This window comes from Sphingobium sp., from assembly GCF_035511395.1.
Taxonomy (GTDB): domain Bacteria; phylum Pseudomonadota; class Alphaproteobacteria; order Sphingomonadales; family Sphingomonadaceae; genus Sphingobium.
On the sequence record NZ_DATKFP010000280.1, the window covers coordinates 67,362 to 94,218 of the forward strand.

Annotated in this window: 27 protein-coding genes and 1 tRNA gene; 18 read left to right on the top strand and 10 right to left on the bottom strand. The window is 64.3% G+C overall.

The window, feature by feature from the left end; translation table 11 throughout:
- Positions 1-2 precede the first annotated feature (2 nt).
- On the top strand, positions 3-1,346 hold the full coding sequence (locus tag VMR39_RS19560; RefSeq protein WP_325418179.1) for an ectonucleotide pyrophosphatase/phosphodiesterase: 1,344 nt from the start codon (positions 3-5) through the stop codon (positions 1,344-1,346).
- 72 nt (positions 1,347-1,418) lie between these two features.
- Here the strand turns inward: VMR39_RS19560 and VMR39_RS19565 are convergent, their stop codons facing one another.
- Together VMR39_RS19565 and VMR39_RS19570 are read right to left on the bottom strand one after the other, a co-directional pair.
- On the bottom strand, positions 1,419-2,210 hold the full coding sequence (locus VMR39_RS19565; RefSeq protein WP_325418181.1) for a 3-hydroxybutyrate dehydrogenase: 792 nt from the start codon (positions 2,208-2,210) through the stop codon (positions 1,419-1,421).
- Positions 2,207-3,400 carry a DUF3734 domain-containing protein gene (locus tag VMR39_RS19570; protein WP_325418184.1) on the bottom strand — a complete coding sequence of 398 codons (1,194 nt, stop codon included), beginning with the start codon at positions 3,398-3,400 and terminating at the stop codon, positions 2,207-2,209. Before VMR39_RS19570 ends, VMR39_RS19565 begins: the two co-directional genes overlap by 4 nt.
- 147 nt (positions 3,401-3,547) lie before the next feature.
- On the opposite strand from VMR39_RS19570, the gene ypfJ reads away from it, so the two are divergent.
- The 8 genes from ypfJ (at position 3,548) to VMR39_RS19610 (ending at position 11,730) form a co-directional block, all read left to right on the top strand.
- On the top strand, positions 3,548-4,432 hold the full coding sequence (gene ypfJ / locus VMR39_RS19575) for a KPN_02809 family neutral zinc metallopeptidase (RefSeq protein WP_325418186.1): 885 nt from the start codon (positions 3,548-3,550) through the stop codon (positions 4,430-4,432).
- Positions 4,433-5,079: 647 nt separating this feature from the next.
- Positions 5,080-7,785, top strand: coding sequence for a bifunctional [glutamine synthetase] adenylyltransferase/[glutamine synthetase]-adenylyl-L-tyrosine phosphorylase (locus VMR39_RS19580; RefSeq protein ID WP_325418188.1), 2,706 nt, complete (start codon positions 5,080-5,082; stop codon positions 7,783-7,785).
- On the top strand, positions 7,769-8,230 hold the full coding sequence (gene bcp / locus VMR39_RS19585) for a thioredoxin-dependent thiol peroxidase (protein WP_325418190.1): 462 nt from the start codon (positions 7,769-7,771) through the stop codon (positions 8,228-8,230). Before VMR39_RS19580 ends, bcp begins: the two co-directional genes overlap by 17 nt.
- The gene (locus VMR39_RS19590; protein ID WP_325418192.1) at positions 8,227-9,036 is read left to right on the top strand and encodes a ferritin-like domain-containing protein; all 810 of its coding nucleotides are present in this window, start codon (positions 8,227-8,229) and stop codon (positions 9,034-9,036) included. The genes bcp and VMR39_RS19590 overlap by 4 nt, the downstream gene beginning before the upstream one ends.
- A gap of 108 nt (positions 9,037-9,144) precedes the next feature.
- A complete protein-coding gene (locus VMR39_RS19595) occupies positions 9,145-9,873 on the top strand; it encodes a M23 family metallopeptidase (RefSeq protein WP_325418194.1) in 729 nt (242 codons plus the stop codon).
- Positions 9,874-9,955: 82 nt separating this feature from the next.
- Positions 9,956-10,282, top strand: coding sequence for a HesB/IscA family protein (locus tag VMR39_RS19600; protein ID WP_179041908.1), 327 nt, complete (start codon positions 9,956-9,958; stop codon positions 10,280-10,282).
- A gap of 82 nt (positions 10,283-10,364) precedes the next feature.
- On the top strand, positions 10,365-11,141 hold the full coding sequence (gene xth / locus VMR39_RS19605) for an exodeoxyribonuclease III (protein ID WP_325418197.1): 777 nt from the start codon (positions 10,365-10,367) through the stop codon (positions 11,139-11,141).
- 67 nt (positions 11,142-11,208) lie between these two features.
- Entirely contained in the window at positions 11,209-11,730 is a 522-nt protein-coding gene (locus VMR39_RS19610; RefSeq protein WP_325418199.1) for a DUF2239 family protein, read from the top strand.
- 123 nt (positions 11,731-11,853) lie between these two features.
- On the opposite strand, the gene VMR39_RS19615 is transcribed toward VMR39_RS19610, so the two are convergent.
- Positions 11,854-12,822, bottom strand: a complete 969-nt coding sequence (locus VMR39_RS19615; protein WP_325418201.1) for a diacylglycerol/lipid kinase family protein — start codon at positions 12,820-12,822, stop codon at positions 11,854-11,856.
- 9 nt (positions 12,823-12,831) lie between these two features.
- Positions 12,832-13,326: a DUF2141 domain-containing protein gene (locus VMR39_RS19620; protein WP_325418203.1), complete on the bottom strand. Its 495-nt coding sequence runs from the start codon at positions 13,324-13,326 to the stop codon at positions 12,832-12,834.
- A 130-nt stretch (positions 13,327-13,456) separates the two neighbouring features.
- Between VMR39_RS19620 and lptF the strand changes: the two genes are divergently transcribed.
- A complete protein-coding gene (gene lptF / locus VMR39_RS19625; RefSeq protein ID WP_325418205.1) occupies positions 13,457-14,671 on the top strand; it encodes an LPS export ABC transporter permease LptF in 1,215 nt (404 codons plus the stop codon).
- Between the two features lie 4 nt (positions 14,672-14,675).
- On the top strand, positions 14,676-15,776 hold the full coding sequence (gene lptG / locus VMR39_RS19630; protein ID WP_325418207.1) for an LPS export ABC transporter permease LptG: 1,101 nt from the start codon (positions 14,676-14,678) through the stop codon (positions 15,774-15,776).
- A gap of 185 nt (positions 15,777-15,961) precedes the next feature.
- Here the strand turns inward: lptG and VMR39_RS19635 are convergent, their stop codons facing one another.
- Positions 15,962-17,029, bottom strand: coding sequence for a fatty acid desaturase (locus tag VMR39_RS19635; RefSeq protein WP_325418209.1), 1,068 nt, complete (start codon positions 17,027-17,029; stop codon positions 15,962-15,964).
- Positions 17,030-17,180: 151 nt separating this feature from the next.
- Between VMR39_RS19635 and VMR39_RS19640 the strand changes: the two genes are divergently transcribed.
- Complete coding sequence (locus tag VMR39_RS19640) at positions 17,181-18,338, top strand: N-acetyltransferase (protein ID WP_325418211.1); 1,158 nt, start codon at positions 17,181-17,183, stop codon at positions 18,336-18,338.
- 40 nt (positions 18,339-18,378) lie between these two features.
- On the opposite strand, the gene VMR39_RS19645 is transcribed toward VMR39_RS19640, so the two are convergent.
- A complete protein-coding gene (locus VMR39_RS19645) occupies positions 18,379-19,275 on the bottom strand; it encodes a diacylglycerol/lipid kinase family protein (RefSeq protein ID WP_325418213.1) in 897 nt (298 codons plus the stop codon).
- A 70-nt stretch (positions 19,276-19,345) separates the two neighbouring features.
- Between VMR39_RS19645 and VMR39_RS19650 the strand changes: the two genes are divergently transcribed.
- Positions 19,346-20,218: a metallophosphoesterase gene (locus VMR39_RS19650; protein WP_325418315.1), complete on the top strand. Its 873-nt coding sequence runs from the start codon at positions 19,346-19,348 to the stop codon at positions 20,216-20,218.
- Positions 20,219-20,433: 215 nt separating this feature from the next.
- On the opposite strand, the gene VMR39_RS19655 is transcribed toward VMR39_RS19650, so the two are convergent.
- Both VMR39_RS19655 and VMR39_RS19660 read right to left on the bottom strand, forming a co-directional pair.
- On the bottom strand, positions 20,434-21,690 hold the full coding sequence (locus VMR39_RS19655; protein ID WP_325418215.1) for a hypothetical protein: 1,257 nt from the start codon (positions 21,688-21,690) through the stop codon (positions 20,434-20,436).
- A 172-nt stretch (positions 21,691-21,862) separates the two neighbouring features.
- Complete coding sequence (locus tag VMR39_RS19660; RefSeq protein WP_325418217.1) at positions 21,863-22,729, bottom strand: class I SAM-dependent methyltransferase; 867 nt, start codon at positions 22,727-22,729, stop codon at positions 21,863-21,865.
- Between the two features lie 41 nt (positions 22,730-22,770).
- Here VMR39_RS19660 and VMR39_RS19665 point away from each other — a divergent pair, with 41 nt between their 5' ends.
- The 5 genes from VMR39_RS19665 (at position 22,771) to VMR39_RS19685 (ending at position 25,244) form a co-directional block, all read left to right on the top strand.
- Positions 22,771-23,508, top strand: a complete 738-nt coding sequence (locus tag VMR39_RS19665) for a ComF family protein (protein ID WP_325418219.1) — start codon at positions 22,771-22,773, stop codon at positions 23,506-23,508.
- A 49-nt stretch (positions 23,509-23,557) separates the two neighbouring features.
- Positions 23,558-23,815, top strand: a complete 258-nt coding sequence (gene grxC / locus VMR39_RS19670) for a glutaredoxin 3 (RefSeq protein WP_325418221.1) — start codon at positions 23,558-23,560, stop codon at positions 23,813-23,815.
- 5 nt (positions 23,816-23,820) lie between these two features.
- The gene (locus tag VMR39_RS19675) at positions 23,821-24,651 is read left to right on the top strand and encodes a carbon-nitrogen hydrolase family protein (protein ID WP_325418316.1); all 831 of its coding nucleotides are present in this window, start codon (positions 23,821-23,823) and stop codon (positions 24,649-24,651) included.
- Complete coding sequence (locus VMR39_RS19680; protein WP_325418223.1) at positions 24,648-25,133, top strand: DUF1178 family protein; 486 nt, start codon at positions 24,648-24,650, stop codon at positions 25,131-25,133. The genes VMR39_RS19675 and VMR39_RS19680 overlap by 4 nt, the downstream gene beginning before the upstream one ends.
- Before the next feature lie 34 nt (positions 25,134-25,167).
- Positions 25,168-25,244, top strand: a tRNA-Arg gene (locus VMR39_RS19685).
- A 161-nt stretch (positions 25,245-25,405) separates the two neighbouring features.
- Here the strand turns inward: VMR39_RS19685 and rnhA are convergent.
- Both rnhA and thrB read right to left on the bottom strand, forming a co-directional pair.
- Entirely contained in the window at positions 25,406-25,855 is a 450-nt protein-coding gene (gene rnhA / locus VMR39_RS19690; RefSeq protein ID WP_325418225.1) for a ribonuclease HI, read from the bottom strand.
- A gap of 11 nt (positions 25,856-25,866) precedes the next feature.
- On the bottom strand, positions 25,867-26,856 hold the full coding sequence (gene thrB / locus VMR39_RS19695; RefSeq protein ID WP_325418227.1) for a homoserine kinase: 990 nt from the start codon (positions 26,854-26,856) through the stop codon (positions 25,867-25,869).
- Position 26,857 lies beyond the last annotated feature (1 nt).

Below are 26,857 nucleotides of genomic sequence, written 5' to 3' on the forward strand. Positions count from 1 at the left end.
ACATGAAGACAGTCGCGCTTGCTGTTTCGATGCTCGCCATGGCCCTCCCGGTCATGGCCAGGGCCGAACCCGTCCTCCTCATCTCGGTCGACGGGCTGCGTCCCGGCGACGTGCTGGAGGCGGACAAGCGCGGCCTGTCCATTCCCAATCTGCGCCGCTTCCTGAAGCAGGGCGCCCATGCGACCGGCGTCACCGGCGTGCTGCCGACGCTCACCTATCCCAGCCATACGACGCTGATGACCGGTGCCGCGCCTGCCCGGCACGGCATCGTCGCAAATAACAGTTTCGATCCCATGGGCATCAACCAGAGCGGCTGGTACTGGTATGCGCAGGACGTCAAGGTGCCCATGCTGTGGGAGGCCGCGAGCAAGGCAGGACTGTCCACCGGCAATATCCACTGGCCGGTCAGCGTCGCGGCTAAGGGCGTGACCTGGAACCTGCCGCAAATCTGGCGCACCGGCCATGCCGACGATGCGAAGCTGCTCGATGCGCTGGCGACGCCCGGTCTCAAGGCGCAGCTGGAGGCGAAGGTCGGCCAGCCCTATGCCATGGGGATCGACGAGAGCCTGCCCGGCGACCAGTTGCGCGGCCGCTTCGCCACCGCGCTCATCGCCGCGCACAAGCCCGATTTCCTGACCGTCTACCTGACCGCGCTCGACCATGAGCAGCATGAGAAGGGACCGGACACGCCCGAGGCGAAGGCGGTGTTGGAGAAGATCGATGCCATCGTCGGCGATATCGTCGCTGCCGAGACGAAGGCGCATCCCGACGCAATGATCGCGCTGGTCAGCGACCATGGGTTCGAAGCGACGCACACGGCGCTGAACCTCTATCGCCCGTTCATCGACGCAGGGCTCATCACGCTGGGTCAGGACGGCAAGGTCGCTTCCTGGCTCGCCATGCCGTGGATCGCAGGCGGATCGGCCGCGATCATGCTGGCCCGCCCTGACGATCAGGCGCTTGCTGCGCGAGTGAGAAAGCTGCTCGACCAACTCGCCGCCAACCCGGCGAACGGCATCGACAGGGTTGCGGACAAGGCGGAACTCGCGGCCTTGGGTGGCAACCCGCAGGCGGCCTTTGCGGTCAATCTCAAGCCCGGTTTTGTCACCGATATCTATCGCGGTCCGACCGCTCCGATCGTCGTGCACAGTCCGGTCAAGGGCATGCACGGCTATTTTCCCGGCCCGACCAACCTCCAGTCTACACTGTTGCTGATGGGCAAGGGCGTGACGCCAGGCAAGGATCTGGGTCAGGTCGACATGCGCGCGATCGCGCCCACGCTCGCCAGGGTCATGGGCGCGTCATTGCCCGACGCGGAAAAGGCGGCGCTCGATCTCGGGCGCTGAGTTGGGCGGGTAAGTCCCGCTTTGATGGCCGCTTTTGGCCGTTCCCGGCCCAGCCTCCCCGCTTAAACGGGCCTATTGCGCCGTCCAACCGCCGTCGATCGACAGGTTCGCGCCCGTCACCTGCGCGGCGGCGTCGCTGCACAGATAGAGGGCGGTCGCGGCGACCTGTTCGGCGGTGACGAACTGCTTGGTCGGCTGACCGGCCAGCAGCACGTCGTTCATCACCTGCTCGCGGGTCATGTTGCGCGCCTTCATCGTGTCGGGGATCTGGTTTTCGACCAGTGGGGTCCAGACATAGCCGGGCGAGATGCAGTTGGCGGTGATGCCGAAGGTCGCGACCTCCAGCGCCACTGTCTTGGTAAAGCCGGCCAGGCCATGCTTGGCCGTCACATACGCGCTCTTATAGGGGGAGGCGACCAGCGAATGGGCCGATGCGGTCTGGATGATCCGGCCCCATTTCTTTTCCTTCATGTGGGGCAGGGCCAGCCGGGTCGTGTGGAAGGCGCTGTTGAGGTTGAGCGCGATGATGAGATCCCATTTGTCGAGCGGAAATTCCTCCACCGGCGCGACATGCTGCATCCCGGCATTATTGATTAGGATATCGACGCCGCCAAATGTGTCGGCCGCTTCCTTCATCATCGCCTCGATCTGGTCGACCTTGGTCAGGTCGTGGCCCGAATAGAGCGCCTTGGCACCGGACAATTCTTCCAGTCCCTTGCGTTCCTTTTCGATCGCGTCCGCATCGCCGAAGCCGTTGATGACGATGTTCGCGCCTTCGCCGGCCAGCGCCTTGGCATAGGCAAGCCCGATGCCGGAGGTGGAGCCTGTGATGAGAGCGGTCTTGCCGTTCAGCGACTTGCTCATGCCTTTTTCTCCTTGAGATGATCGGGTTCGTCGAGATCGAAGGTGGAACTCTTGCCGTCGAGGATGTTGCGGGCGATCAGGTCGCCCTTGTGCATCACTTCCTCCACCGCGTCGCGGCCCTGACTCCAGTGATCGAGCATGGTCGAGCGGGAAAATTCGAAGTCCTTGGCGCCGCTTTCCCAGTTGCGCGACCGGTAGATTAGGTGGACGATGTTGACCGACCCCTGGTCCAGGCACTGGCGCAGCGCCTGCGCTTCCGTGCTGTCGTGCAGTTCGGGCGGCAGCTTGTCGAGCAGCGCCTTGATCGCGCCATGCTCGCGGCGCAGGCGCAGATACTGGTCCGTCACCTGACGGGTGCGGCTGCTGTACTGAATGTCCTTCATCCGCGAATAGACGTCGGTCATCTGGCGCGGCATCGGCCCTTCGGCGGGGAAAAGATCGACCTGGAAGACCAGCATGTCCTCGGTCTGGTGGTTGAGCACATGGGAAAGAGGCGTGTTGGACACGATGCCGCCGTCCCAATACCAGCGCCCGTCAATCTCGATCGGAGGCAGGCCTGGCGGCAGCGCGCCCGACGCCATGATGTGGCGCGCGTCGATCCGCGTGTTGCCGCCGGGGCCGCGCGTGTCCCAATAGGAGAAGTTGCCGGTTTCCACATCCACCGCGCCCACAGACAGGCGGACCGGACCGTCGTTCAGCAGATCCCAGTCGACGCAGGCGTCGAGCATGTCCTTGAGCGGTCCGCTGTCATAGAAGCTGATCGCGCCGGGCGTCCCCTCCGGCATCAGAGTCGCTGGCCAGAGGCGCGGGCGGAACATGCCCGGTACGCCGAAGGTCGCGACCACGCCCGCAGCGCCCAGATGCGCGGCTTCGCGGATATGGTCGATTTCGGGCAGGATGACATTGGGCATGCCGCCCGACACGGTGTACCAGAATTTCTTGAGCCGGCTGATCCGGCGGTGGGGCGGATTGCCCGCGATGATCGCGGCGTTGACCGCGCCGATCGAGATGCCGGCGACCCAGGTGACGTCCACGCCCAACTCGTCGAGTCGTTCATAGACCCCCGGCTGGAAGGAGCCGAGCGCACCGCCGCCTTGCAGCAGAAGGGCGATTTCGCGGGGGAGGGAGAGCGGCGTCCTTGCGCGGCGCAGGGGCTTCGCTTCGTGATGCTGGGGTTCAATGTCAGCCATGTCGCAGTGCAATATAGGCTTTGCCGTCGCCATTCCAACTTAATGTCTCGTAACAATTCACGCCCCGTCGCAACCCTGGCTTGCGCGGATGGTTTCCCGCTCGTTCTGAATCGCGTAGGCAAGGTTCAAAAGGAAAGGGAGGGCGCGATGCGGCTCGACGACGAACAGGAAAGCAGCCATTACGAGGTGCAGGACGGACGCGGCGGCGGTTTCGGCGGCGGCGGGCTGGGCGGTGGCCTTGGCATGTTGCTGCCGCTTATCGGCAGCCGCTTCGGTTGCGGCGGTATCGTCGTCGTGCTGATCATCATGATGGTGCTGGGGATGAACCCTCTCAGTCTGGTCGGCGGCGGTGGGCAGCAGCAGGCGCCGGTGCAAAGCGAGCGACCCTCTACCAATGAACTGACGGACGTGCAGCGCGTGTCGCTCAAGGTGCTGGGATCGACCGAGCGCCGCTGGGCCGACATCTTCAAGGCCGAAGGACAGCAATATCCGCCGCCGACCTTGGTCTTCTACAGCCAGAACGGACAGTCGGGCTGCGGCGCGGCGCAATCGGCGATGGGGCCCTTTTATTGCCCGGCCGACCAGCGCATCTATCTCGACACCGATTTCTTCCGCGAAATGGAAACCCGCTTCGACGCGCCGGGCGATTTCCCGATCGGTTACATCATAGCGCATGAGGTCGGCCATCATATCCAGACCATCACCGGGGAGGCGGACCGTATCCGCAAGGCGCAGCGAAGCGCGTCGGAAGCTGACGGCAATGCACTTCAGGTGAAGATGGAATTGCAGGCGGACTGCTATGCCGGCGTCTGGGCGGCGCGCGATACCAATCTGATGGAGCCGGGCGATCTGGAAGAAGGGATGCGCGCGGCAGAGGCGATCGGCGACGATACGCTCCAGAAGGCGGCCGGTCGCCGGCCGGTGCCGGAAAGCTTTACCCATGGTACCAGCGCCGAGCGGATGACCTGGCTGCGCAAGGGGCTGGCCACCGGCGATCCGGCCCAGTGCGACACCTTCAAGGGCGCAATCTGATCGCGCCTGTCGTCATTCCGGAATGGCATCGACCACTGGAACCAGGAAAGCATCGGGTACCCTGGTCCCGGCATGGCCCGTCGGGCCAGTGGCGGGGCTGGCGTCGTTGAAACCGACGGCGCCTGACACGGATGGCACGGGTGAATAATTGGGAGTGACAACCGAACGCGGTTCGGAGGTTTCGACCAGGGTTGCCGTAGGCGTTTTCTCTGTCGCGCGGGGCGCCGGCTGGAACGACGAAATGGCCATTACGACGAGGGGCGCCCCGATCAGCGTGGCTATGGCAAAATTGCGGTATAGCACTACACGGTCCGTTTTTTGCGACACATTACCGGATGTCTCGCAGAAATCGGTAAACAAAGCCTTCCTGCCCTATCGGCGATCCAGCCTCGATAGCAGCGCCATCATGTCATCGGGGACCGATTCACGAGGCGGCTTGTAGGCAGAACGCAGCGCATTGCCGACGCCTTCATAGGGCGCTGGCAAGCCGACGGTGACGATGCGGGCACGATCGCCCTCCCGTCCCATTGCCGATCGGCGAAATGATTTAGACTGCATTTCCATATATTGCCAAACGACCATGTGGCTCAAAAGTTTCTGGCATTCGTCGCATCCCGGCGCGATAGGCCGCAGGACAAGGAGAGGCGATGGTGACGGACTGGCAGGCAACCGAGGCGCGCATCAGGGGGCATTCGCCCTTTCTGGCGCGGGCGCTGGATCGTTTCTCGACCGTGACTGATCGGCTGGCGGCCGGCGATTTCGATGGCGCATTGGCGGCGGCGCAGGCGGCCGGTGCGCCCGAAGATGGCGTTGCCAGATCGCTGCGGCGGCGGCGCGGGGCGATCGCGCTGGCGGTGGCGGCGGCCGACCTGTCGGGGGTATGGGACATGGACCGCGTCACCCGTACCCTGTCCGACTTCGCCGATCGGGCGCTGGAGGAAGCGCTCGCCGCCGCCATGCAGGAACGCTATCCCGGTGCCGAACATAAGGGCTTCGTCGTGCTGGCGCTGGGCAAGCATGGCAGTCGCGAGCTGAACTATTCGTCGGACATCGACCCGATCCTGCTCTATGATCCCCGGACCCTGCCGCATGGCGAGCGGGAGGATGTCGCCGACGCCGCCGTGCGCATCGGCCGCCGGGTCAGCGAATTGCTCACCGCCCGCGACGGCGACGGCTATGTCTTCCGCGTCGACCTGCGCCTGCGCCCCTCGCCGGAGGCCACGCCCATCGCCCTGCCGGTGGAGGCGGCGATCGGCTATTATGAATCGACCGCGCTCGGCTGGGAGCAGGCCGCCTTTATCCGCGCGCGCCCGGCGGCGGGGGACAAGGAACTGGGCGACTATTTCATGCGCCAGATCCGTCCCTTCGTCTGGCGCCGCAGCCTCGATTTCGGTGCGATCGACGCGATCGTCGACATATCGCGCCGCATCCGCGACCATTATGCGCAGGGGCAGGCATTCGGGCCAGGCTATGACCTGAAGCGCGGTCGCGGCGGCATCCGCGAGGTTGAGTTCTTCGCGCAGGTCCACCAGCTGATCCATGGCGGTCGCGATCCCTCGCTGCGGTCGGGCAATACGCGGGAGGCGCTGCGTGCGCTCGCCGCCGCCAATGTGATCGAGCCGGACGTCGCCGTCCGGTTGGACGAGGCCTATATCCTCTTCCGCACCATCGAACATCGGCTCCAGATGGTGGAGGACCGCCAGACCCACGAACTGCCCGCGTCGCCGGCCAGCCTCGACAATGTCGCGCGGCTCCATGGCCTGCCCGATGGCGCGGCGCTGCTCGACCTGCTGCGCCCCCATGTCGAATGGGTCGGTCGCAACTATGACAAGCTCAGTCCGGAGAAGGAGGATGCCTCCCTCTCGCACGACGAGGATCGGCTGAAGACGCAACTGATCGAGCTGGGCTTTGCCGATCCAGACACGCCGCTCGCCCGCATCACCCGCTGGCGCGGCGGCACGATCCGCGCGCTGCGCAGCGCGCCATCGCGCGAGGCGCTGGAGGAACTGCTGCCCGGCCTGATGCGCACGCTGGCGAAGGCGCCAGATCCCAGCCGCGCGCTCAACCGGCTCGACGACATGATCGCGCGCCTGCCGAGCGCGATCAACTTCTTCAAGCTGCTCGCCGCACGCCCCGCGCTGGTCGAACTGCTGGCGGAGATATTGAGCCATGCGCCCACGCTGGCGGATGCGCTCGGCCGCCGGGCGGAACTGCTCGACGGCCTGATCGACGCCTCCGTGTTCGACTCCCCGCCGCCGGTCGCGCAACTCGCGAACCAGCTTGGCGCCCTCGAACCGGGCGAGGATTATCAGGCGTTGCTCGATCGGGTGCGGCAGCGCGTGGGCGATCGCCGCTTTGCGCTGGGCGCGCAGATCATTCGCGGCGGCGATCCGCTGGAGGCGGGCAGGGGCTATGGCCGCGTCGCCGAAGCCGCGATCGAGGCGCTGGCCAGCGCCACCGTCGCCGAATTCGAAACCGCTCATGGCAAGGTGCCGGGGGGCGAGCTGCTGATCCTGGCGCTGGGCCGCATGGGCGGCGGCGTGCTGACCCATGCCTCCGACCTTGACCTCGTCTATCTTTTCACCGGCGATTTCGCGACCGAATCCGATGGTGCCAAACCGCTGGGCGCGACCCAATATTTCAACCGCCTTGCCCAACGCATCACCAATGCGCTGTCGGTTCACACCGCTTCCGGCCCGCTTTACGAGGTTGACACGCGGCTGCGTCCGTCCGGCGCGCAGGGGCTGCTCGCGGTCAGTCTCGACAGCTTCGCGCGCTATCAGCGCGAGGAGGCCTGGACCTGGGAGCATCTGGCGCTGACGCGCGCCCGTCCTGTCTTTGGTTCGGCGCAGGCGCGTGGCGCGATCGATGCCGTCCTTGCCGAAACGCTTCAGCGGCCGCGCGACTTCGACGAACTGGCGCGGCAGGCGGTGAAAATGCGCGGCGACATCGCCAGACATAAACCGCCGGCCAGCGATCTTGACGTCAAGCTGATCTCCGGCGGCCTCGTCGATCTGGAATTTCTGATCCACATCACCCAGTTCCGCCATGGCATGGCGTTCGATCCCGATCTGGGCAAGGCGCTGACCGAACTTGTCGCGGCCGGCCATCTGCCCGCAGACCTGATCGCGGCGCATGATCTCATCACCCGTTATCTGGTCGTCTCGCGCCTGGTCTCACCCAAATCGACCGAGCCGCCCGAAGCGACCCGCGGCCTCGTCGCACGCGCCTGCGGAGCGGCGGACTGGGACGGGCTGCTTGCAAGCTACGCCAAGGCGCGGCAATGCGTCAGTGACGCGTGGGCCGCGCTCGCCGCGCCCTATCAGGAGAATGAAGATGCTGGATCAGGGTGACACCATTCCCGCCGTGGCGCTCAAGGATGCCGACGGCACGGATTTCACGCTGGAAGCCTATCGGGGCAAGCCGCTGGTCGTCTATTTCTATCCCAAGGCGGACACGCCCGGCTGTACTAACGAGGCGAAGGATTTCACCGCGCTGGCCGACGAATATGCTGCCGCCGGCGTGCCGGTGGTCGGCATTTCCAAGGACAAGCCGGCCAAGCTGAAGAAGTTTGCCGAGAAATATGGCCTGACCGTCATCCTGGCATCCGACGAGCCGGGCGCGGCTTGCGAGGCGTTCGGCACCTGGGTCGAAAAGTCGCTTTATGGCCGCAAATATATGGGCATCGAGCGGGCGACCTTCCTGGTCGGCGCAGACGGCAAGATTCTGCGCGTTTGGCCCAAGGTCAAGGTGAAGGGCCATGCCGCCGAAGTGCTGGAGGCGGCGCAAGCGCTTTGACCCTGCCGGTTTCGATCACGACGGTGGGTGCGGCCTGTGCTCATGTTCTGCTGACGCCCGATCCTCATGACAAGCTGATGGCGGCCCGCGCGGTGGCGCGCGGCTGGCGCCTTGGACGGCTGGCGCATCGGTTCGACGTGGCGATGCCGGACCGGCCGTCGCGCCCGGCCGCGCCCGAACTGCTGCCGCCGAACAGGATGCCCAGGCGCGGCAAGATCGGGTCGGAACGCTCGCGTGTCGCGATGCTCCATGCGCTCGCCCATATCGAATTCGTCGCGATCGACCTGGCCTTCGACCTGATCGGTCGCTTTGGCGGCGAATTTCCGACCGCTTTCACCGATCAGTGGATGCAGGTCGGCGCGGAGGAGGCGATGCACTTTGCGCTGCTCGACCGGCGATTGCGTCAGGTCGGCAGCCATTATGGCGCGCTGCCTGCCCATGACGGCCTATGGCAGGCGGCGGAGGAGACGGCGGGCGATGCGCTGGCGCGGCTCGCTATCGTGCCAATGGTGTTGGAGGCGCGGGCGCTCGACATAACGCCGGCCACGGTCGAGCGGTTTGAGGGAGCAGGCGACATGGTGTCAGGACGGATGCTCAGGCGCATCATGGCGGACGAGATTCGCCATGTTTCTGCGGGGACAAAATGGTTCGCCTGGGCGACGAATGGACAGGGGCTGGACGCCCCAAATCATTACCAACTGCTTGTGAAACGGCATTTTCGTGGCATCGTTAAGCCGCCGTTCAACGACTCGGCGCGTCGGCAGGCCGGTTTGACGGAAGATTTTTACACGCCGCTTGCAACCTGATCCGGGATCGGCACTGTGCATCAACAGCGGGGGCGATTTAGGTCGCCAAACATAAAACACGGGAAGCACCGCAAGGCATAGGCCTCCGGTGGTCAAGTCGGGGTTAGCATGTCGGTTCTTCATACGGTCAATGCGCGTGGATCGCTTAAGTTCCAGTCCGCGTCAAAATTCCTGAAAATTTTTGGAGCCATCGGCATTGCGGGCGCCCTGTGCGCCGCAGCCCCGGCCCAGGCGTCGACCGACGATGACGATCCTTATGGCGACGTACCCGCTGCCGCTTCGCAGACCGGTAAGACCGACCTCGCTTTCTCCGACCTGTTCGCCAGCCTCCAGCGCCTCGACGGCCAGCCCAAGGCGTCAGCCTATATTCCGTCGGGCCGTCCCGTGGCCAAGCTGTCGCTGACTTCGAACTTCGGTGTCCGCTCCGATCCGTTCAACGGCGGCGCGCGGATGCACAAGGGCATCGACATCCCCGGCCCGATGGGCACCCCGATCTACGCGACGGCCGATGGCGTCGTCAGCCGCGCCGGTTGGGCCAGCGGCTATGGCAATCTCGTCCAGATCACCCATGGCAGCGGCATGGAAACGCGCTACGGCCACATGTCGAAGCTGCTGGTCGCTGCAAACTCCTATGTGAAGCGCGGCCAGCTCATCGGCCTGATGGGCTCGACCGGCCGCTCCACCGGCAGCCACCTCCATTATGAAGTTCGCGTAGACGGCGCGGCGATCAACCCCATCCCCTTCGTCGCCGGTCCCGACTATCTGGTCGCGATGAACACCAAGCCCCCGGTGGCCATGGGCGGCCCGACCAAGGCGCAGGAAAAAGCTGCCGACTGATCCGGCATTTTCCGAAATTCGCAAAAGGCCCGGCGCCCCATGGGTTGCCGGGCCTTTTGCATGATCCTATCTAGGGCGCATCATGGCCGACATCGATCTCACCCCATCCGCAGCCGCCCGCGTCGCAGCGATCGCCGCCAAGCAGGGCAAGCCCGCCATCCTCCGCCTGTCGGTCGAAGGCGGAGGCTGTTCCGGTTTCCAATATCGCTTCGGTCTGGCCGAGGGGATCGAGGCTGCGGACCTGTCGGTCGAGCGCGACGGCGTGACCCTGGTGGTGGACGATGTCAGCATCGACTTGGTGCGCGGCTCGGCCGTGGACTTCGTGTCGGACCTTGGCGGTCAGGCGTTCAAGGTGACGAACCCGAACGCCACTGCTGGCTGCGGCTGCGGAACCAGCTTCTCAGTCTGATTGACTTACCTGCTCTGTTCGTGTCGAGCATAGTCGAGACACGGTTGCACGGCCTTTGTGGCTGTCGGAAAACGGAGACGTCATGCGCATCGCCACCTTCAACATCAACGGCATCAAGGCGCGTCTGCCGCGTCTGCTGGAATGGCTGGACGAAACGCGCCCCGACATTGCCTGTCTTCAGGAAATCAAGACCAGCGACGAGACTTTCCCGGTCAAGGATATCGAGGCCGCCGGCTATGGCGTGATCTGGCACGGGCAAAAGGGTTTCAACGGCGTTGCCATCCTCGCGCGCGGCGAAAGTCCGGTAGAGGTGCGTCGCGGACTGGAGGGTGAGCCGGAGGACGAGCATAGCCGTTATCTCGAAGCCGATGTGAAGGGTGTGCGCGTCGCCAGCATCTACCTGCCCAACGGTAATCCGCAGCCCGGCCCCAAATTCGATTACAAGCTGCGCTGGATGAAGCGGCTGCGGGACCGCGCTGCCGAAATCTGGGCGGAAGAAGTACCCGCCATTCTCGCCGGGGACTATAATGTCATTCCGCGCGACGTGGACACCTTCTCGGTCAAGGCGATGCAGGACGATGCGCTGATGCAGCCTGAAAGCCGCGCCGCCTATCGGCGACTGCTGGGTGACGGCTGGACCGACGCGATCCTCAGCCGCCATCCGGCCGGGGGCGTGTGGACCTTCTGGGACTATCAGGCGAACAGCTGGCCGCGCGATGCCGGTTTCCGCATCGATCATCTTCTCCTCAGCCCCACCGCCGCCGATCGCCTGATCGACGCGCAGGTCGACAAGGCATTTCGCGGTCGGGAAAAGGCCAGCGACCATGCGCCGACCTGGGTCGAACTGCGACCGGCCTGATTATTATCCGGGTAATATTGACTCAATAAAATCCGGGTAATAATAGCGATGCCGAAGGAGATTCGGCATGGAACGGACTTTTACGGCGTTTGCAGGCGATCTTTGGATCGCCACGGGTGACGAGGATGAAATGCGGGAGGCCCTGCGCGCTGTCGGCGATGACGCGCAGAATATCCTCCTGTTCGAAGACGGTACGGGGCGACAGGTCGACATCGACCTGCGTGGTCCATCGGGGGAGGCTCCCCGGGGCAGGGGGCGACCGAAGCTGGGCGTGCAGCCGCGCGAGGTGACGCTGCTGCCGCGCCACTGGGACTGGCTGGCGGTGCAACCGGGTGGTGCGTCGGCGACGCTGCGACGACTGGTGGAAGAAGCCCGGAAAGCGAGCGCCAATACGCCCAGCCCGCGCGCGGCGATGGACGCAGCCTATCATTTCGTCACCGCCATGGCTGGCGACCGTCCCGGCTACGAAGCCGCGATCCGGGCGCTCTATGCCAGGGATGTGCAGTTGTATATTTCGCTGTCCGAAGACTGGCCCTCCGGCATCCGCGACCACGCTCGCGCCTTGGCAGCGCCGGCCTTTTCGGGTTGAGCGGGGATGGAGAGAGGTAGTGGTTAGAAGCCGCCATTAATTCGGCGTCATCCTGGGCTTGAGTAATGTTCGCTTCCCACCCCAATCGGCCGGTACGCCGATTGGGAGAGCCAACCCTGCCCCTTAAGCCGCCAGCCGAAGGAAGGGCACCGGCTCGGTCGAACGCAGCACGATCGGCCTGCCTTCCGAAGCCTCGAACAGCTCGCCGTCCAGGATCACGCTGCTATGGTCGCCCTCGATGCGGATGATGTCGCCCTGTTCCAGGTGGATGCCCTGCATCTTGTGCTTGCCGACACGCTTGAAGATGCTGCCCCAGAGGAGCCGCAACAGCGCGGGCAGGCTCTGTTCCACCGCCATCAGCTTCATGTTGCCGCGTCGGCTGTCGCCCGGCTGTACGCCCAGCAGCAGCCGTTCCAGCGTGGTGACGATCAGCACCGAGAAGCGCCCCGCCAGCTGGCCTTCGCGGATCAGCGAGATGCTGACCGGCTTGCTCGACGGCGGCAGGAAGCGGGCGCGGATGCCGAACAATAGCGACACGATCACGGCCAGCGCGGTGATGACATGGCTCAGGCCATTGGACAGGCCCAGCGGATAGATCTGGTTACGGCAATAAAGCATGTAGTCGGCCAGTCCCGCTCCCCCTAAGAACATGCCCAGCACCGGTCGCGTTTCGGCCTGGCCGTCGGACAAGGCGATCAGTTCGCGCGCCACGACATGGTCGTCGACGCCCGACTTGGCGATCTGGACGATGCGCTCCAGCGCCTTGATCGGATCGCCATGGATGCCGAGGTCGAGCGCGATCAGGTTGGTCTTGCCATTGGGCAGCACCGCGATCGGCGGCACCCGGCCCTTGAAATGTTCGCCCTGATACAGTTCGGTCAGCGACGCCTGCACCGTACCGTCGCCGCCATTGATGACGATGACGGTCGGATCGACGCGGGCGATGGTCTGGAACGCCCGGCCGATCTGGTCGACATGCTCCACCTCATAATGGAAGATGTCCGGGTTGCTGGCGCAATAGCTGCGCACGCGCGGAAGGGTCTGCCGGTTGCCTGTGGACTTGGGATTGGACAGGAGCGCGACGCAGACCATGGTTTTGGATCACATATATTTGAGGTTGATCGTGATTTTCGTCACGCCGGGGCCGGCATAGAAGGCGGCCTTGTCCACACCCGGCTTGCCCAGGTTGAAGATGCTGATCGACGGATTGTTGGAAAATCCGCCACCATCACGGGAAATATCCGTCTTGCCATTGCCATCACGGTCGTGGCGCACGGCGATGCCATATTTGCCCGGCTGGGGTACCGGCACGCAGAAGCGCATCGCGCCGTTGCTCGCCTTCACCGGAACGTCGATTCGATTGAGCCATTCGCCCTTCGTCAGCCAGGCATCCTTGGTGCCCGGATAGGACTGGACGCGGACCTTGCCGGTGGCGGCGGCGAAGCCGCGCACGTCGACCAGCACCGCCGGACCCTTGGCCCCGGCGCCGCAACGCTCCATTTCATTGGCGATTTCCTGCCCATGGGCCAGCGCCGGGACGCCCGCGACCAGCGCGGCTACCGACATCAGACCCAGTGCAACTTTCAACATGACCATCAGACTCCTGGAAGCTATAGCCATCCGGATGGACCGGACGGCGAGCCCCTGTTCGCCCCGCAAAACTACCTGACTCGCATATGAGATGGGTTTGCGGCCAAAACATGGTGATGGGACGACGACTTAGAGAATGCTGACCGCCACCGACCGTTATCTCGCCCGCCTGATCGCCGTGCCGATGCTCGGAACGCTCGTGATCGCCGCGATGCTGCTTGTACTCGACAAGATGCTCAGCCTGTTCGACTTCGTCGCGGCGGAGGGCGGACCGGTCAGCGTCGTGTGGCGGATGCTCGCCAACATGCTGCCCGAATATCTCTCGCTCGGCATTCCGATCGGGCTGATGCTCGGTATTCTTCTTGCCTTCCGCAAGCTGGCGACATCGTCCGAGCTGGACGTGATGCGCGCCGTCGGCCTGTCCTATGGCCGGCTGCTGCGCGTGCCCTATATGTATGCGATCGCGTTGGCGCTGATCAATTTCGGCATTGTCGGCTTCGTCCAGCCGCTTTCGCGCCACGCCTATGAGGCGCTTCGCTTCGAACTGCGCTCCGGCGCGCTCGGCGCGTCGATCAAGGTCGGCGAGTTCACCAATCTGGGCAAGCGGATGACGCTGCGGATCGAACGCAGCATGGACGAAGGCCGCAATCTTCAGGGCATCTTCGTGCGCGCGGTCAGCCGCGATGGCCAGTCGGTTGCGGTGACGGCGGCCCAAGGCCGGTTCCTCGCGACCGACGATCCCGACACGATCATCTTCCGCCTGCGCGACGGCGTGCTGGTGAATGATGCGCCCAAATATAAGACGCCGCGTATCCTGTCCTTTTCCAGCCATGACCTGCCGATCGACCTGCCGCAGATCGAGGCGTTTCGCGGGCGCGACGTCGATCGGGAGAAGACGATTCCCGAACTGGTGGTGATCGGCAAGAACCAGGCGACCCCCGACAAGCTGCGCAACGAGGTGCGCGCCAATTTCCATTTCCGCATGGTCGAAGTGGTGTTCATGCTGCTGTTGCCGCTGGCGGCGCTGGCCTTCGCCATCCCGCCCAAGCGATCGACGTCGGCACTGGGCGTGTTCCTGTCGATCGTCTTCATCGTCACCTATCACAAGATCAACCAATATGGCGAAAGCGTGGGGGCGCTGGGCAAGATCGACCCGATCATTGCGCTGTGGGTGCCATTCCTGCTCGCGTCCGGCCTGGTCCTGTGGATGTATCATGTGATCGCGCACCGCCCCGGCGGTCAGCCGATTGCCGCGCTCGAATATGCCTTCTCCAAGCTTGGCAAGCAGGTTGCGCGCCTGCTGCGCTTCGGGCGGCGACGCGCCCCGGCGGAAGCGGAAGGAGCCGCCTGATCCCATGAATCTCGATTTCTTCCCCTCGCGCCAGATCAGCCTCTACATGATCCGGCTGTTCCTGACCCGGACCTTCGCGGTGCTGATGCTGCTGGTCGTGGTGCTCCAGACGCTCGACCTGCTGGGCAATTCGGGCGACATCCTGGCCTATCCGGGCAATGGCGACGCGCAATTATGGCACTATGTCGGTCTTCGCGTGCCGCAGATCGTCGCGCGGTTCCTGCCTTTCTCCGTGCTGCTCGGCACGCTGGTGATGCTGGCGACGCTCAACCAGAATAGCGAGATCATCTCGATGAAGGCGGCTGGCCTGTCGGCGCACCAGATATTGGCGCCGCTGGTCGTGGCGGCGCTGGGCGTGTCGGCGATCAGCTTCGTCTTCAACGAGCGAATCGTCGCGCGCTCGACCGCGGCGCTCAGCGCCTGGGAAGCAGTGGATTACGGGCCGATCCCGCCCGACAGCGGGGTGAAGAGCAATCCCTGGGTGCGCGACGGCAATAATCTGGTCAATGCCGCGATCGTCGCCGGACGCGGCACCGCGGTGCAGTTGCGCAAGGTGCAAATCTACAACCGCGTCAACAACAGTCTGACGACCATCGTCCAGGCGCCCAAGGGCCATTATGACGCGGCTTCGAAAAGCTGGGTGCTGGAAGGCGCGCGGCAGTTCGACGTGGCGCGCGGCACGGTGCGCGATGTCGGCACGGTCCGCTTTGGCCGCGATATCCGCCCCGACCAGTTCACGCTGGCCAAGGTCGATCCCGACGGGCTGACCTTCAGCGAACTGGAAGCCGCCATTTCCGACCTGCATGATGCTGGCCGCCCGACTGCGGAACTGGAGGGCAGCCTGTGGCACAAGCTGTCGGGGCCGCTGTCCGCGCTGCTGATGCCGATCCTGGGGTCGGTTGCCGCCTTCGGCCTTGCACGATCGGGCCAGCTGTTCCTGCGCGCGGTCATGGGCATGGCGCTGGGCTTCGCCTATTTCGTCGCCGACAATTTCTCGCTGGCCATGGGCAATCTGGGTGCCTACCCGCCGATCCTGGCCGCCTGGGCACCCTTCTTCCTGTTCCTGCTGGTCGGAGAGACGGTGCTGTTCCGAACGGAAGAGTAAACGTCAAAGAAAAACGCCCCGGCGACCAAGGGACGTCGCCAGGGCGTTCATAGGGGGCGTTCCGATCCTCAGAGGGGGAGGGAAAGTGACCGGAACAATCCCGATATGGGTGCGCCTTTTCCCGTTTCAAGCTGCAACTGAAAAATAATCGAGCGGTCCATGACGACCGCCTGATCCTTATTGCATCAGCGGGCCGTCATGGTGCTGCGGGCGATCTTTCCCACCAGCGGCATCATCCCCCTGTAATTGCCCTTGCGATAGGGCGATTCCGTACCCAGCGTTTCCATCAGCCGTGCATGGGCCTTGCCCAGCGCATGATAGGGGACGCTCGGCAGCAGGTGGTGCAGGGCATGGTAACGCAGACCCACCGGCGCCCAGAGGGCGGGCAGGGTGCCGGGCGGCGGCACATTGACCGAATCCAGATATTGCGCGGTCACGGTCATCGCCTCACCCTCATTTTCCCAGAGATGCGCGACCAGGGTGCGCAACTGGTTGATGACGGTCATCGCCGAATGGACGGCCATATAGACCAGCAGCGGTTTCCAGCCGAAGGCGAAGACGCTGCCGACCAGCGCCAGCGCGAACAGGCTGGCGCCTGCTTCCTGCCACGCCCATTGGCGGGCGAACTCGCCTTCGGGCGCGCGGCGGCGATAGGCGGGGTTGATCGACAGGGCCGAAAATTCCGCCACCACCTTACGCCGCAGCGCCGGGATCATCAGCGACAGCGGCGTCAGCAGGCCGAAGCGCAGGATAAGGCCGATCGGCGCCAGCGACGCGACGAGGATGAACAGCGGCAGCGACCAGGGCTTCATCAGTGCCAGCGGCAGATATTCGGGATCTTCCGCCGTGCCGTAGCGGGTGCGGGCATGATGCTGGGTATGGACGCCCTCATACATGAAGGACGGGATCATCAGCGGCACGCCGACGATCAGGTTCCAGCCCAGGCGGAAGCCGGGAAGCGCGCCCTTGCGGATATGGGTCAGCTCATGAATGAAGCTCGCCGCGCGATAAAGCGCCAGCATGGCGACGATGCCGCAGGCGAACGCGATCGCCATAGTGTCGATCAGGATGGCGCCGGCCAGCGCACCCCAGCCGATGAAGGCGGAAGCCAGCAGGTCGGGCCAGTAGATGCGCGGATTGGCCACCGCATAGTCACGCGACATTTCGGCCGCTGCACGCAGCATGGCGGTATCGTCGGGAATAGCCGCGCGCGCCCGCTGCGCGGCGGCAAGAATGGGATCATGCACTGTCATGCGGGCGGTCCTAGCCTCCAAATGCGCTGATATCATGGCAGCACCATGACATATTCACCATGTTCGGCCCGTGCCTTGCGCGCGTGATTGACATTCCGCAAACAAGCGCCGAACTGCACCGCACTCCATTTTTCCTTCGAAGGCGGCACCCGTGGCGCAAAACGATCTGGTCATTACACCCGTTTCCGGCAAGTCCGACCTCAAGGCTTTCATCGATCTGCCCTGGCGGCTCTATGCCAATGATCCCAACTGGGTGCCGCCGCTGAAGGGCGAAGTGAAGGAATTGCTGACGCCGGCGAAGAACCCCTTTTTCGGCCATGCCGAGGCGCAATATTTCCTCGCTCGCCGGGGCGGCAAGGTGGTCGGCCGCATTTCCGCCCATATTGACCGTCTCGCGCTCCAGCAGCCTGTCGAGCAGGGCATGGGGCCGGGGACGGGCAATTTCGGCCTGTTCGAGGCGGAGGATGCGGAAACCGGCAAGGCGCTGATCGCGACCGCCGAGCAATGGCTGCGCGGCAAGGGCATGACCCGCGTGCTGGGGCCGATTTCGCTGTCCATCTGGGAAGAGCCGGGCCTGCTGATCGCCGGGCATGACCATCCGCCGACGGTGATGATGGGCCATAACAGCCCGGCCTATCAGGCGATGATCGAAGGCGCGGGCTATGCGCCGGTCAAGCAGCTCAAGACCTATGAGCTGGACATCACCAGGAATTTCCCGCCGCTGATCGAGCGGATCGTCCAGTCGGGCGAGAAGAATGGCCGCATTCGCATTCGCAAGGTCGACAAGTCGAAGTTCGACCAGGAAGCCGCGATCATCCTGTCGATCCTGAACGACGCCTGGGGCAATAACTGGGGCTTCGTACCGATTACCGACGAGGAGGTCGCGCATACCGGCAAGAAGCTGAAGCCGATCGTGTTCGAGGATCTGATCATGATCGCCGAACTGGATGGTGAGCCGGTCGCGTTCATGATGACGCTGCCCGACCTCAATGAAGCGGTGAAGCCGCTCAACGGATCGTTGCTGCCGTTCGGCTGGATCAAGCTGCTGAAATGGCTGAAGAAGCCCGATTGCCGGACGATGCGGGTGCCGTTGATGGGCGTGGTGCAGCGGCTGCAAAGTTCGCGCATGGCGAGCCAGCTGGCTTTCATGATGATCGAATATATCCGCCGTAGCGCGATCGCCCGCTATGGATCGACCCGCGGCGAGATCGGCTGGGTGCTGGACGACAATCAGGGCATGAACGCCATCGCCGACGCAATCGACAGCAAGGTGAACAAGATCTACCAGATTTACGAGAAGGGGCTGTAGGGGCTGACTCCTATTCCCGTGGATTGATGGAGGGCAGGTGTCAGCCCTCCTCCGGCACCGCCACCTCGACGGCGCCGGCCGCGATCTTCACCATCACCGGCGTCTTCGCCAGCACTTCGCCGTCGATCGAGATGCGCTGGCGCGGATGGCAGTCGATCCTGAAGGATTTGCCATGGAACTCCTCGGTATGGGCGTTCCGGTCGCGCAGCTTGACGAATTTGGCGTACCAGTCCCAGGCAAGGCGCGGCTTGCTGCGCCCGACCACGGCCTGGACCACGATCTCGCCAGTGTCGACATCGGCATGGTCTGACAGTTCTACGCCGCCATGATAGGGGCCGTTCAGGATGCGCACCTCGGTCGACCACATGCGCCGTTCGCTGACCCCATCGTCGATCGTCAGGCGGAAGGCGCGAAAGCCGACCGAGCATTTCATCGCCCATAGCAGATAGCCGATCCGGCCCAGATAGCGCTTCAGCTTGTGCGGCACCGTCTGCCCGATCATGGGAGACAGGCCGAGTGACGCGGCATTCACGAAATAGTCGTGATCGATCATGCCCAGATCGACGCGTCGCCGCTTGCCAGTCGCGATCGCCTGTATCGCGCCGTCAAGGTCCAGCGGCAGGCCGAGCGTCCGGGCGAAGCTGTTCGCGGTGCCGAGCGGCAGCACGCCGAATACGCAATCCTTGCCCACGAACTCGTCCACCGTACCCGACATGGAACCGTCGCCGCCGCCCACGATCACCATCGGCGCGCCGCTCTCCACCGCATCGCGCACGGTCGCGGCCATCTGTTCGGGGTCTTCCACGGCATGGGCGGCGATCAGGCGGATGCCGGCCGCCTCCAGCTTCTCCCTGGCCTGTGCGAAATTGTCCTGCCCGCGCCGGCTGTGAGCGTTGACGACCAGGATGGCGTCCTTGGGGAGGGGGTTTGTTTCCATGCCGCAATAACTCCGCGAAAGGGATTCGGGTCCGTCGGGAAACCCTGTGGCCGGCAATCGTTACTGTGCCATGGCTCGCATCGCCCATCTGTCCGATATCCATTTCGGCGCGCATGATCAGAAGATCGTCGACGCCGCCACCGCCTGGCTGGAAGAGCGCCGCCCGGACCTGGTCGTCATCAGCGGCGATTTCACCCAGCGGGCGCGGGTCGACCAGTTCCGGCAGGCGGCGGTCTGGCTTGGCCGGCTGCAAGGGGCGGGGCTCAAGACCCTCGTCATTCCGGGCAATCATGACGTGCCGCTCTATGACGTCGTGCGCCGCTTCACCCGGCCGCTGGCGCGCTACAAACGCTATATCAGCCATGACCTCTGCCCCTTCTATGAGGATGAGGCGGTCGCGATCCTGGGCCTCAACACCGCCCGGTCGCTGACGATCAAGGACGGGCGGATCAATCATGATCAGATGGACATGCTTCGGAGCCGGTTCGCGCGGGTGCCGCCGGCCAAGACCCGTATCCTCGTCACCCATCACCCGCTTTTCGCCATGCCGATCGGCAAGGGTGGCGAACTGAGCGAGGCGGTCGGCCGGCATGACGACGCGGTGAAGGCCGCGTGCGAGGCGGGTGTGCATCTGGCGCTCGCCGGCCATTTCCACCGCACCTACGCGCAGGCCGCGCAGAAGATGGTGGCGCATAGCGGCGGCGCGCTGGTGATACAGGCCGGCACCGCGACATCGACCCGCCTGCGCAACGCCGAGCCGCAAAGCTTCAACTGGCTGCATGTCCGCCGCAACAACGAGATGGAGTTGCAGGTGATCGTGTGGGACGGCGCGGCGTTCCGCCGGGCAAGCCATGTGGAATATGCCCATAATGGCAAGGAATGGGCTTCGCGCGAGCTGAGCGACCCACCGACGGTGGGGGAGGTGGCGCGGGGCCGAATGTAGGAAATGCGCCGCTTAACTTCGCACATTTCCGGCATATTTTGATATATTGTAAGCGAAATTGGAAATTTTGTTACGCAATAGGGCGGTTGGGCGGCTGAGCGTGAGAAAGAGCGGTCGGCGATTTTATCATGGGTTGCGGCGATAGGACAGACGTAGGGTGATGTGGCTGATTGCTGACTGTCAGGTTCAGGGCGACGGTTACGGGATAGCTGCCTTTACAAAATGGCACCAACGCCAGCATACTGCCCCAAGAAATCGGCGTATGGATGATCGCGTTCGATCAAGATGCCGTCAAATATATCCCGCTGCAAACATCTTGCGGTAGCAAGCTCCAAGTCTCGGATCGGGTCGCAGCGGTAATCGGTATAATATTTGTGATAGATGGAGGCTTCATAGATATTTGGAGCGCCGCCGTGGATCACACCAGCACGCAATTTCGCCAGTTTTCTAGCGCGTGCCTCGCCAAACTCGGGACCGAGTTGCATCCCGACAGCATCTACCATCGCCTGCGTTGCCGCTTCTTTGTCTCCAAATAACGCATCTAACGCTCCGCAAAGAGGAGCAACGCGAGCAGCAGGATCTTTAACCCAAGCTCGGTAGAAATATTGTAGGGCCAAGTCCGATTTGCGATCGCGCTCGCTGTCTGAGGTGAGCTTTTCCGCCAGTGCCGAGAGCCACGAATGATCAACTGTGGCAATTTCGAGATGCTCGCTCAAAGCGGGCGTGCTGGCGTCGCCGCTGTGAAATGTAGCCCGGCTTTTGAAGCTCATATACCCTTTGGGCATAGTAGCTATCGAAAAGCAGTACCGCTGGAGTGGGTGAGGGAGCAGTGCACACGCGCCGAGAATCGCATTCCGATTACGTAAAGCAACTTCCGCCAACGGCGCCCTTACTCCTAGCCAACAAGATATATCTGCGGAGGGCATGCCCGCGCCCATAGGCGTCGGTGGATGGCAGCTCGGCCTTATCTCATCGGGATCATACCATTGAATTAATTCTTCAGGCAACTCTTCAGGCGGCAGTAAGAAGAACGATTGGCTACGGAAAGACGCTTTTACCTTCGCGATTTTAATCGGGTAGAGAAACAGATCGGTTGCGGTTACGAAAATTGGCGACAGTTTCATCGCCTCAGCCAATTGAATCTTCTCGCTCACATTTATGTGATCTGCAAAGGAAGCATTATCAGGCAATCCCCACCAATTAAAGTGGAGGGGATCAATCTCTTCACGCATGAAATCGACTAACATCCGCTGCAAGTCTTGAACGGACAGCGATCGCAAATGAGGGGAAGCTTCTCGGCGAATAAATAGTGCGGCCTCTAAAAGTGCGCCCGCCTCAAAGTAGATTTCTGTTCCGATGTGCGGCTTCGAAACTTGGTAGCCGCCATCTGCCGATCCAACTGGTTTTGAGCGAAACATCGACCTCAATAACAGTTCAATCGCTTGTAAAACGGGATTGTTGGATTCTTGCATTACCGTACGATGCAGGGTTGAATGGGACGCCGCAACTAAAAGAATAAAGCAAACGGCGGCAAGCTGAACCTAATGGTGGAACCGAGCGAGAACGACCGCTTTCAGGATCGCAATCGTACCGCGCAAACGACTAAAAGTGGCGCATTTCAGTCAGCAACGCCACGAACCCCACTCACTCCTTCCCCTTCAACGCCGCCGCCAGCGATACCGTCGCGCTGCCGCGTCGGGCGGGGGCGGCCTGGCTGGGATCGGGTTTCCAGCCGGACAGGTAGATGAGCGCCATCTGCTCGGCGGTGCGGCCGTCCGGGTCGGCGGCGTCGGCGAAATGTCCGGCGGCGCGCATCAGCACGTCGCGGGTCAGCGCCGGCGACCGGGTCGCCAGCGCATTGCCCGCGCCCATGCCGCGCAGATCGTGCATCAGGCGCACGATATCGCCGTAGCGGATATTCAGAACCTCCCCGTCTGCGACCGGCATGGCGAAGCCGGCGCGACTCAGCAAGTCGCCGGCGGAGCGGACATCGACCTGCGGATGGACATGCTGGCCCGGCCGGTCGCCCTCGGCGGCGAGCAAAGCCGCCTTGAGGCGCGGCAGGCTGCCCGCGCCGGCGAAGGCCGCCAGCATCAGGCCGTCGGGACGCAGCACGCGGCGCATCAGGATCAGCGCGCCGGGCAGATCGTTGACGCTGTCGAGCGTGCCGCAGGCGATGATGAGGTCGAAACTGTCGTCGGCAAAGGGCAGGGCGTCCTCGTCCGCCTGCACGCCGGCGCCCCCGCTGTCCCTGGCCGCCTTTGCCGCGAGGAAGCCGGGATCGGCGCAGGCGACGCGCTTGCCCATGGCTTCCAGCGCCGCCCTGGCGCTGCCGTCCGGACAGCCGATCAGCAGCACTTCGGGCAGGTCGCGCTGCACATCGGCCAGCCGGTCGAGCAGTTCGTCCAGCATCGCGCGGTGAAGGAAGTCATGATCGGCGAAACCGGCGATCATGCGGTCGCGATAGCGGGCGCGGCGGGCGCGGTCGAAAATGTCGGGGCGGGGTTCCATGGCGGGCCTTGTGCAACGGGCGCGAAGTGCGGACAAGGCAGATGATGTCGTTCCTCCCGCTTCTCAAGACCGCGCTGCGCCCGGCGGTCGATTATGCGCTGCCGCCGCGCTGCCCTGGTTGCGGCGCGATCGTCGGGGAGGATTTCGCCTTCTGCCTGCCTTGCTGGAGCGGGATGGAATTTCTGGGCGAACCCTGCTGCGCCCGGTGCGGCGTGCCCTTCCCGCATGATCTGGGGGCAGGGGCGGAGTGCGGCGCCTGCCTTGCCGAGCCGCCGCCCTGGGACAGCGCGCGGGCGGTGCTGGCCTATGGCGACGTTGCGCGGACGGTCGCGCTGCGCCTGAAATATGGGCGGCGCATCGGCCTCGCCCGGCTGATCGCGCGCCAGATGGTGCGGCATGTGGGGAGCGAGGAGGCGCTGATCGTGCCGGTGCCGCTGCATCGCTGGCGGCTGTGGAATCGCGGCTTCAACCAGTCGGGGCTGATCGCCGATCATCTGGGGCGGCTCACCGGATGGCCGGTCGAGAAGCGGGACTTGCAGCGCGTGCGACGCACGGTGCCGCTGCGCGGCATGAACCCGGCGGCGCGGGCGAAGGCGGTGCGCGGCGCCTTCGCATTGAGGCCGGGACATGGCTTTACGGGACGGCGGGTGCTGCTGATCGACGATGTCCATACCAGCGGGGCGACGGCGGCGGCATGCGCGAAGATGCTCAAGCGCGGCGGGGCGGGGGAGGTGCGGCTGCTCTGCTGGGCGCGTGTCCTGCCCGATGCCGTGGATTGACAAAGCAGGGCTTTGCCCCAATTTCCGGGGAAAGGAGTTTGATTGCAAAATGGCGAAGGTCGAAATCTATACCAAGGACTGGTGCGGCTATTGCGCGCGGGCCAAGTCGCTGCTGACCGACAAGGGCGTGGCGTTCGAGGAATATGACATCAGCCTCGGCGGGCCGAAGCGCGCGGAAATGCTGGAGCGCGCGCCGGGCAGCAGCACCGTGCCGCAGATCTTCATCGACGGGCAGCATATCGGCGGCAGCGACGACCTGTCCGCGCTGAATCGCGAGGGCAGGCTGGACGCGCTGCTGGGGCTGTGACGATGATGCGCGCCGCCCTGTTCCAGATGACCAGCGGGGTCGATCCCGCCGCCAACGCCGCCGCCATCGTGGAGATGGTAAAGCGCGCCAAGGGCGAGGGCGCGGACATGCTGTTCACGCCCGAAATGGCGGGATGCCTGGACCGCGACCGGGCGCGGGCGGCGGACACGCTGCGGAACGAGGCGGAGGATATAGTGCTCGCCGCCGTGCGGGATGCAGCGGCGCGCGAGGGGCTGTGGGTGCATATCGGGTCGCTGCCGCTGAAGGGCGAGCGGGCCGACGGGCGCTGGGCCAATCGCAGTTTCCTGATCGACGATAGCGGCGACATCCGGGCGCGATACGACAAGATTCATCTGTTCGACGTCGACCTCGCCACCGGGGAGAGCTGGCGCGAATCATCGGTCTATGGGCCGGGCGAACAGGTGGTGGCGGCCGACACGCCATGGGGGCGGATGGGCTTTTCCATCTGCTACGACATGCGCTTTCCCGATCTCTACCGGGCGCTGACCAATGCGGGGGCGACGATCCTGCTCGCGCCGGCCGCCTTCACCGTGCCGACGGGGCAGGCGCACTGGCATGTGTTGCTGCGCGCGCGGGCGATCGAGGCGGGATGCTATGTCATCGCGACGGCGCAGACGGGGCACCATGAGGATGGCCGCGTCACCTACGGCCATAGCGTGGTGATCGATCCGTGGGGCGACATGCTGCTCGACATGGGGGAGAGCGCGGGGCTGGGGCTTGCGGAACTCGACCTGTCGCGCATAGGGGATGTGCGCGGGCGCGTGCCGGCGCTCGCCAATCGCCGTATGATACCGAAGGACGTGACAATTTCGTGATCGTGTTCGACCTGAAATGCGAGAGCCATGGCCATGTGTTCGAGGCATGGTTCGGATCCAGCGCGGATTATGAGGATCAGAAGGCGCGGGGACTGCTCGCCTGCCCGATGTGCGGCGATGGCGATGTGACCAAGGCGGTGATGGCCCCGGCCGTGGGCGCGAAGGGCAACAGCCGCCGCGATCCCGTGCCTGCCGCTCCCGCCCGCGATGAACCGACCGCGCCGGTCATGAATGTCGCCGATCAGGCGAAGATGCAGGCGCTGGTCGAGGCGCTGGGGCAGGCGCAGGCCAAGGCGCTGGAAGGCTCCACCTGGGTCGGGCGCGGCTTTGCCGAGCAGGCCCGCGCCATGCATTATGGCGAACAGGATCGCACCAGCATCCATGGCGAGGTCGCCCCGGCCGAGGCCAAGGCGCTGATCGACGAGGGCGTGGAGGTGGCGCCGCTGCCTTTTCCTGTCGTTCCGCCGCACGCGAAGAATTGACCGCAGCCGCGACGCGCAATAGAGCCGTCGCCGGGCACCCATAGCTCAGCAGGATAGAGCACCAGATTCCTAATCTGGGGGCCACTGGTTCGAATCCAGTTGGGTGCACCATATTCCCTCCCGCCGGATAAAATTCCGCCAAGCCCTGGCGCGCGATCCTTGCAGGTCATCGCGACCGGACGGCAGCAGCAACCCATCGGTTCAGGAACGGCTCGACATCATGCTCGACCCTGGCCCGCACTGGCCGGATTGGGCACCTTATGACCTGGCAATCACGAGCGCCGGAAACTCTCCGCCGCGGCGCAGGCCAGTTGGTCGGCGCGTTCGTTTTCCGGGTGGCCGGCATGGCCCTTCACCCATTGCCATGTCACCTGATGGCGCGTGGCGGCCTTGAGCAATTCCTGCCAGATCTCGACATTCTTGACCGGCTTGTTGTCGGCGGTCCTCCAGCCCTTCTTCTGCCAGCCGAAGACCCATTTGGTGATGCCGTCCATCACATATTTGCTGTCGGTGTAGAGCGTCACGCGGCAGGGCTTCTTGAGCGTGTTGAGCGCCTCGACCGCGGCCATCATTTCCATGCGGTTGTTGGTGGTCTGCGGCTCGCCGCCGGAGATTTCCTTTTCCGTGCTCCCAAAGCGCAGCACGGCGCCCCAGCCGCCGGGGCCGGGATTGCCCTTGCACGCGCCGTCGGTGAAGATGTCCACTTGGGGAAGGTCGGTCATAATATCGTGTCTCAGGCGCCCAGCAGTTCCGCCGGGTCGGCCTTGGCGTAGAAGTCCAGCCGGCGCAGATAGGCGAGCGGGTCTTTCCGCGTCACCAGCGCGTCGGCGGGCGTGTTGATCCAGTCATAGGCGCGCGTCAGCAGGAAGCGCAGGGCGGCGCCCCGGCACAGGATCGGGAAGGCTGCGCGCTCGGCATCGGTCAGGCCATGAGCCTTTGCATAGCCTTCGCCCATCGCGGCCGCACGGTCGCCGAACCAGGTCGCGCCGTCATTGCTGAAGCACCAGGCGCTGTGGGTGACGGCGAGGTCATAGGCGCGGACGTCGGTGCAGCTGAAATAGAAGTCGATCAGGCCCGTGACCTCATCGCCCAGCATCAGCACATTGTCGGGGAAGAGGTCGGCATGGATCACCGATCGCGGCAGGTCGGCGGGCCAGTGGGCGTCGAGAAACGCCAGTTCCTCGGTGACGCGCGCGGCAAGCCCCGGCTGAATCTGGTCGAAATCATCGCCGCACTTGGCCGCCAGCGTGTGCCAGCCAGCCTTGTCCAGCGCGTTGCGGCGTTCGCCGTCGAAGCCCTGCGCGGCCTTGTGCAGTTCGCCCAGCGCCACGCCGGCGGCGCGCGCCTGCCCCGGCGTTGGCTCGGTGACGCTGATGCCGGTCAGGAACTCGATCAAACAGGCCGGGCGGCCCGACAACTGCTGGAGACGCTTGCCCTCGCGATCGGCGATGAAGCGCGGGACGAGGCAGCCACGCGCGCCCAGATGATCGAGCAGGTCCATGAAGAAGGGCAGGTCCGCCTCATCCACGCGCTTTTCATAGAGCGTCAGGATGTACCGATGACCCCCCGAATCCTTGCGCCCGTCATGTCCTGTTGTTTCGAGCAGATAATTGCTGTTCTCCACGCCTTCGGCAATGCCCTTGGCCGACACGAGGCGGCCGGCGTCATAGCGGGTGAGGAAGGCGTCGATCTCTTCGGCGGGAACGTGGGTGTAGACGGCCATG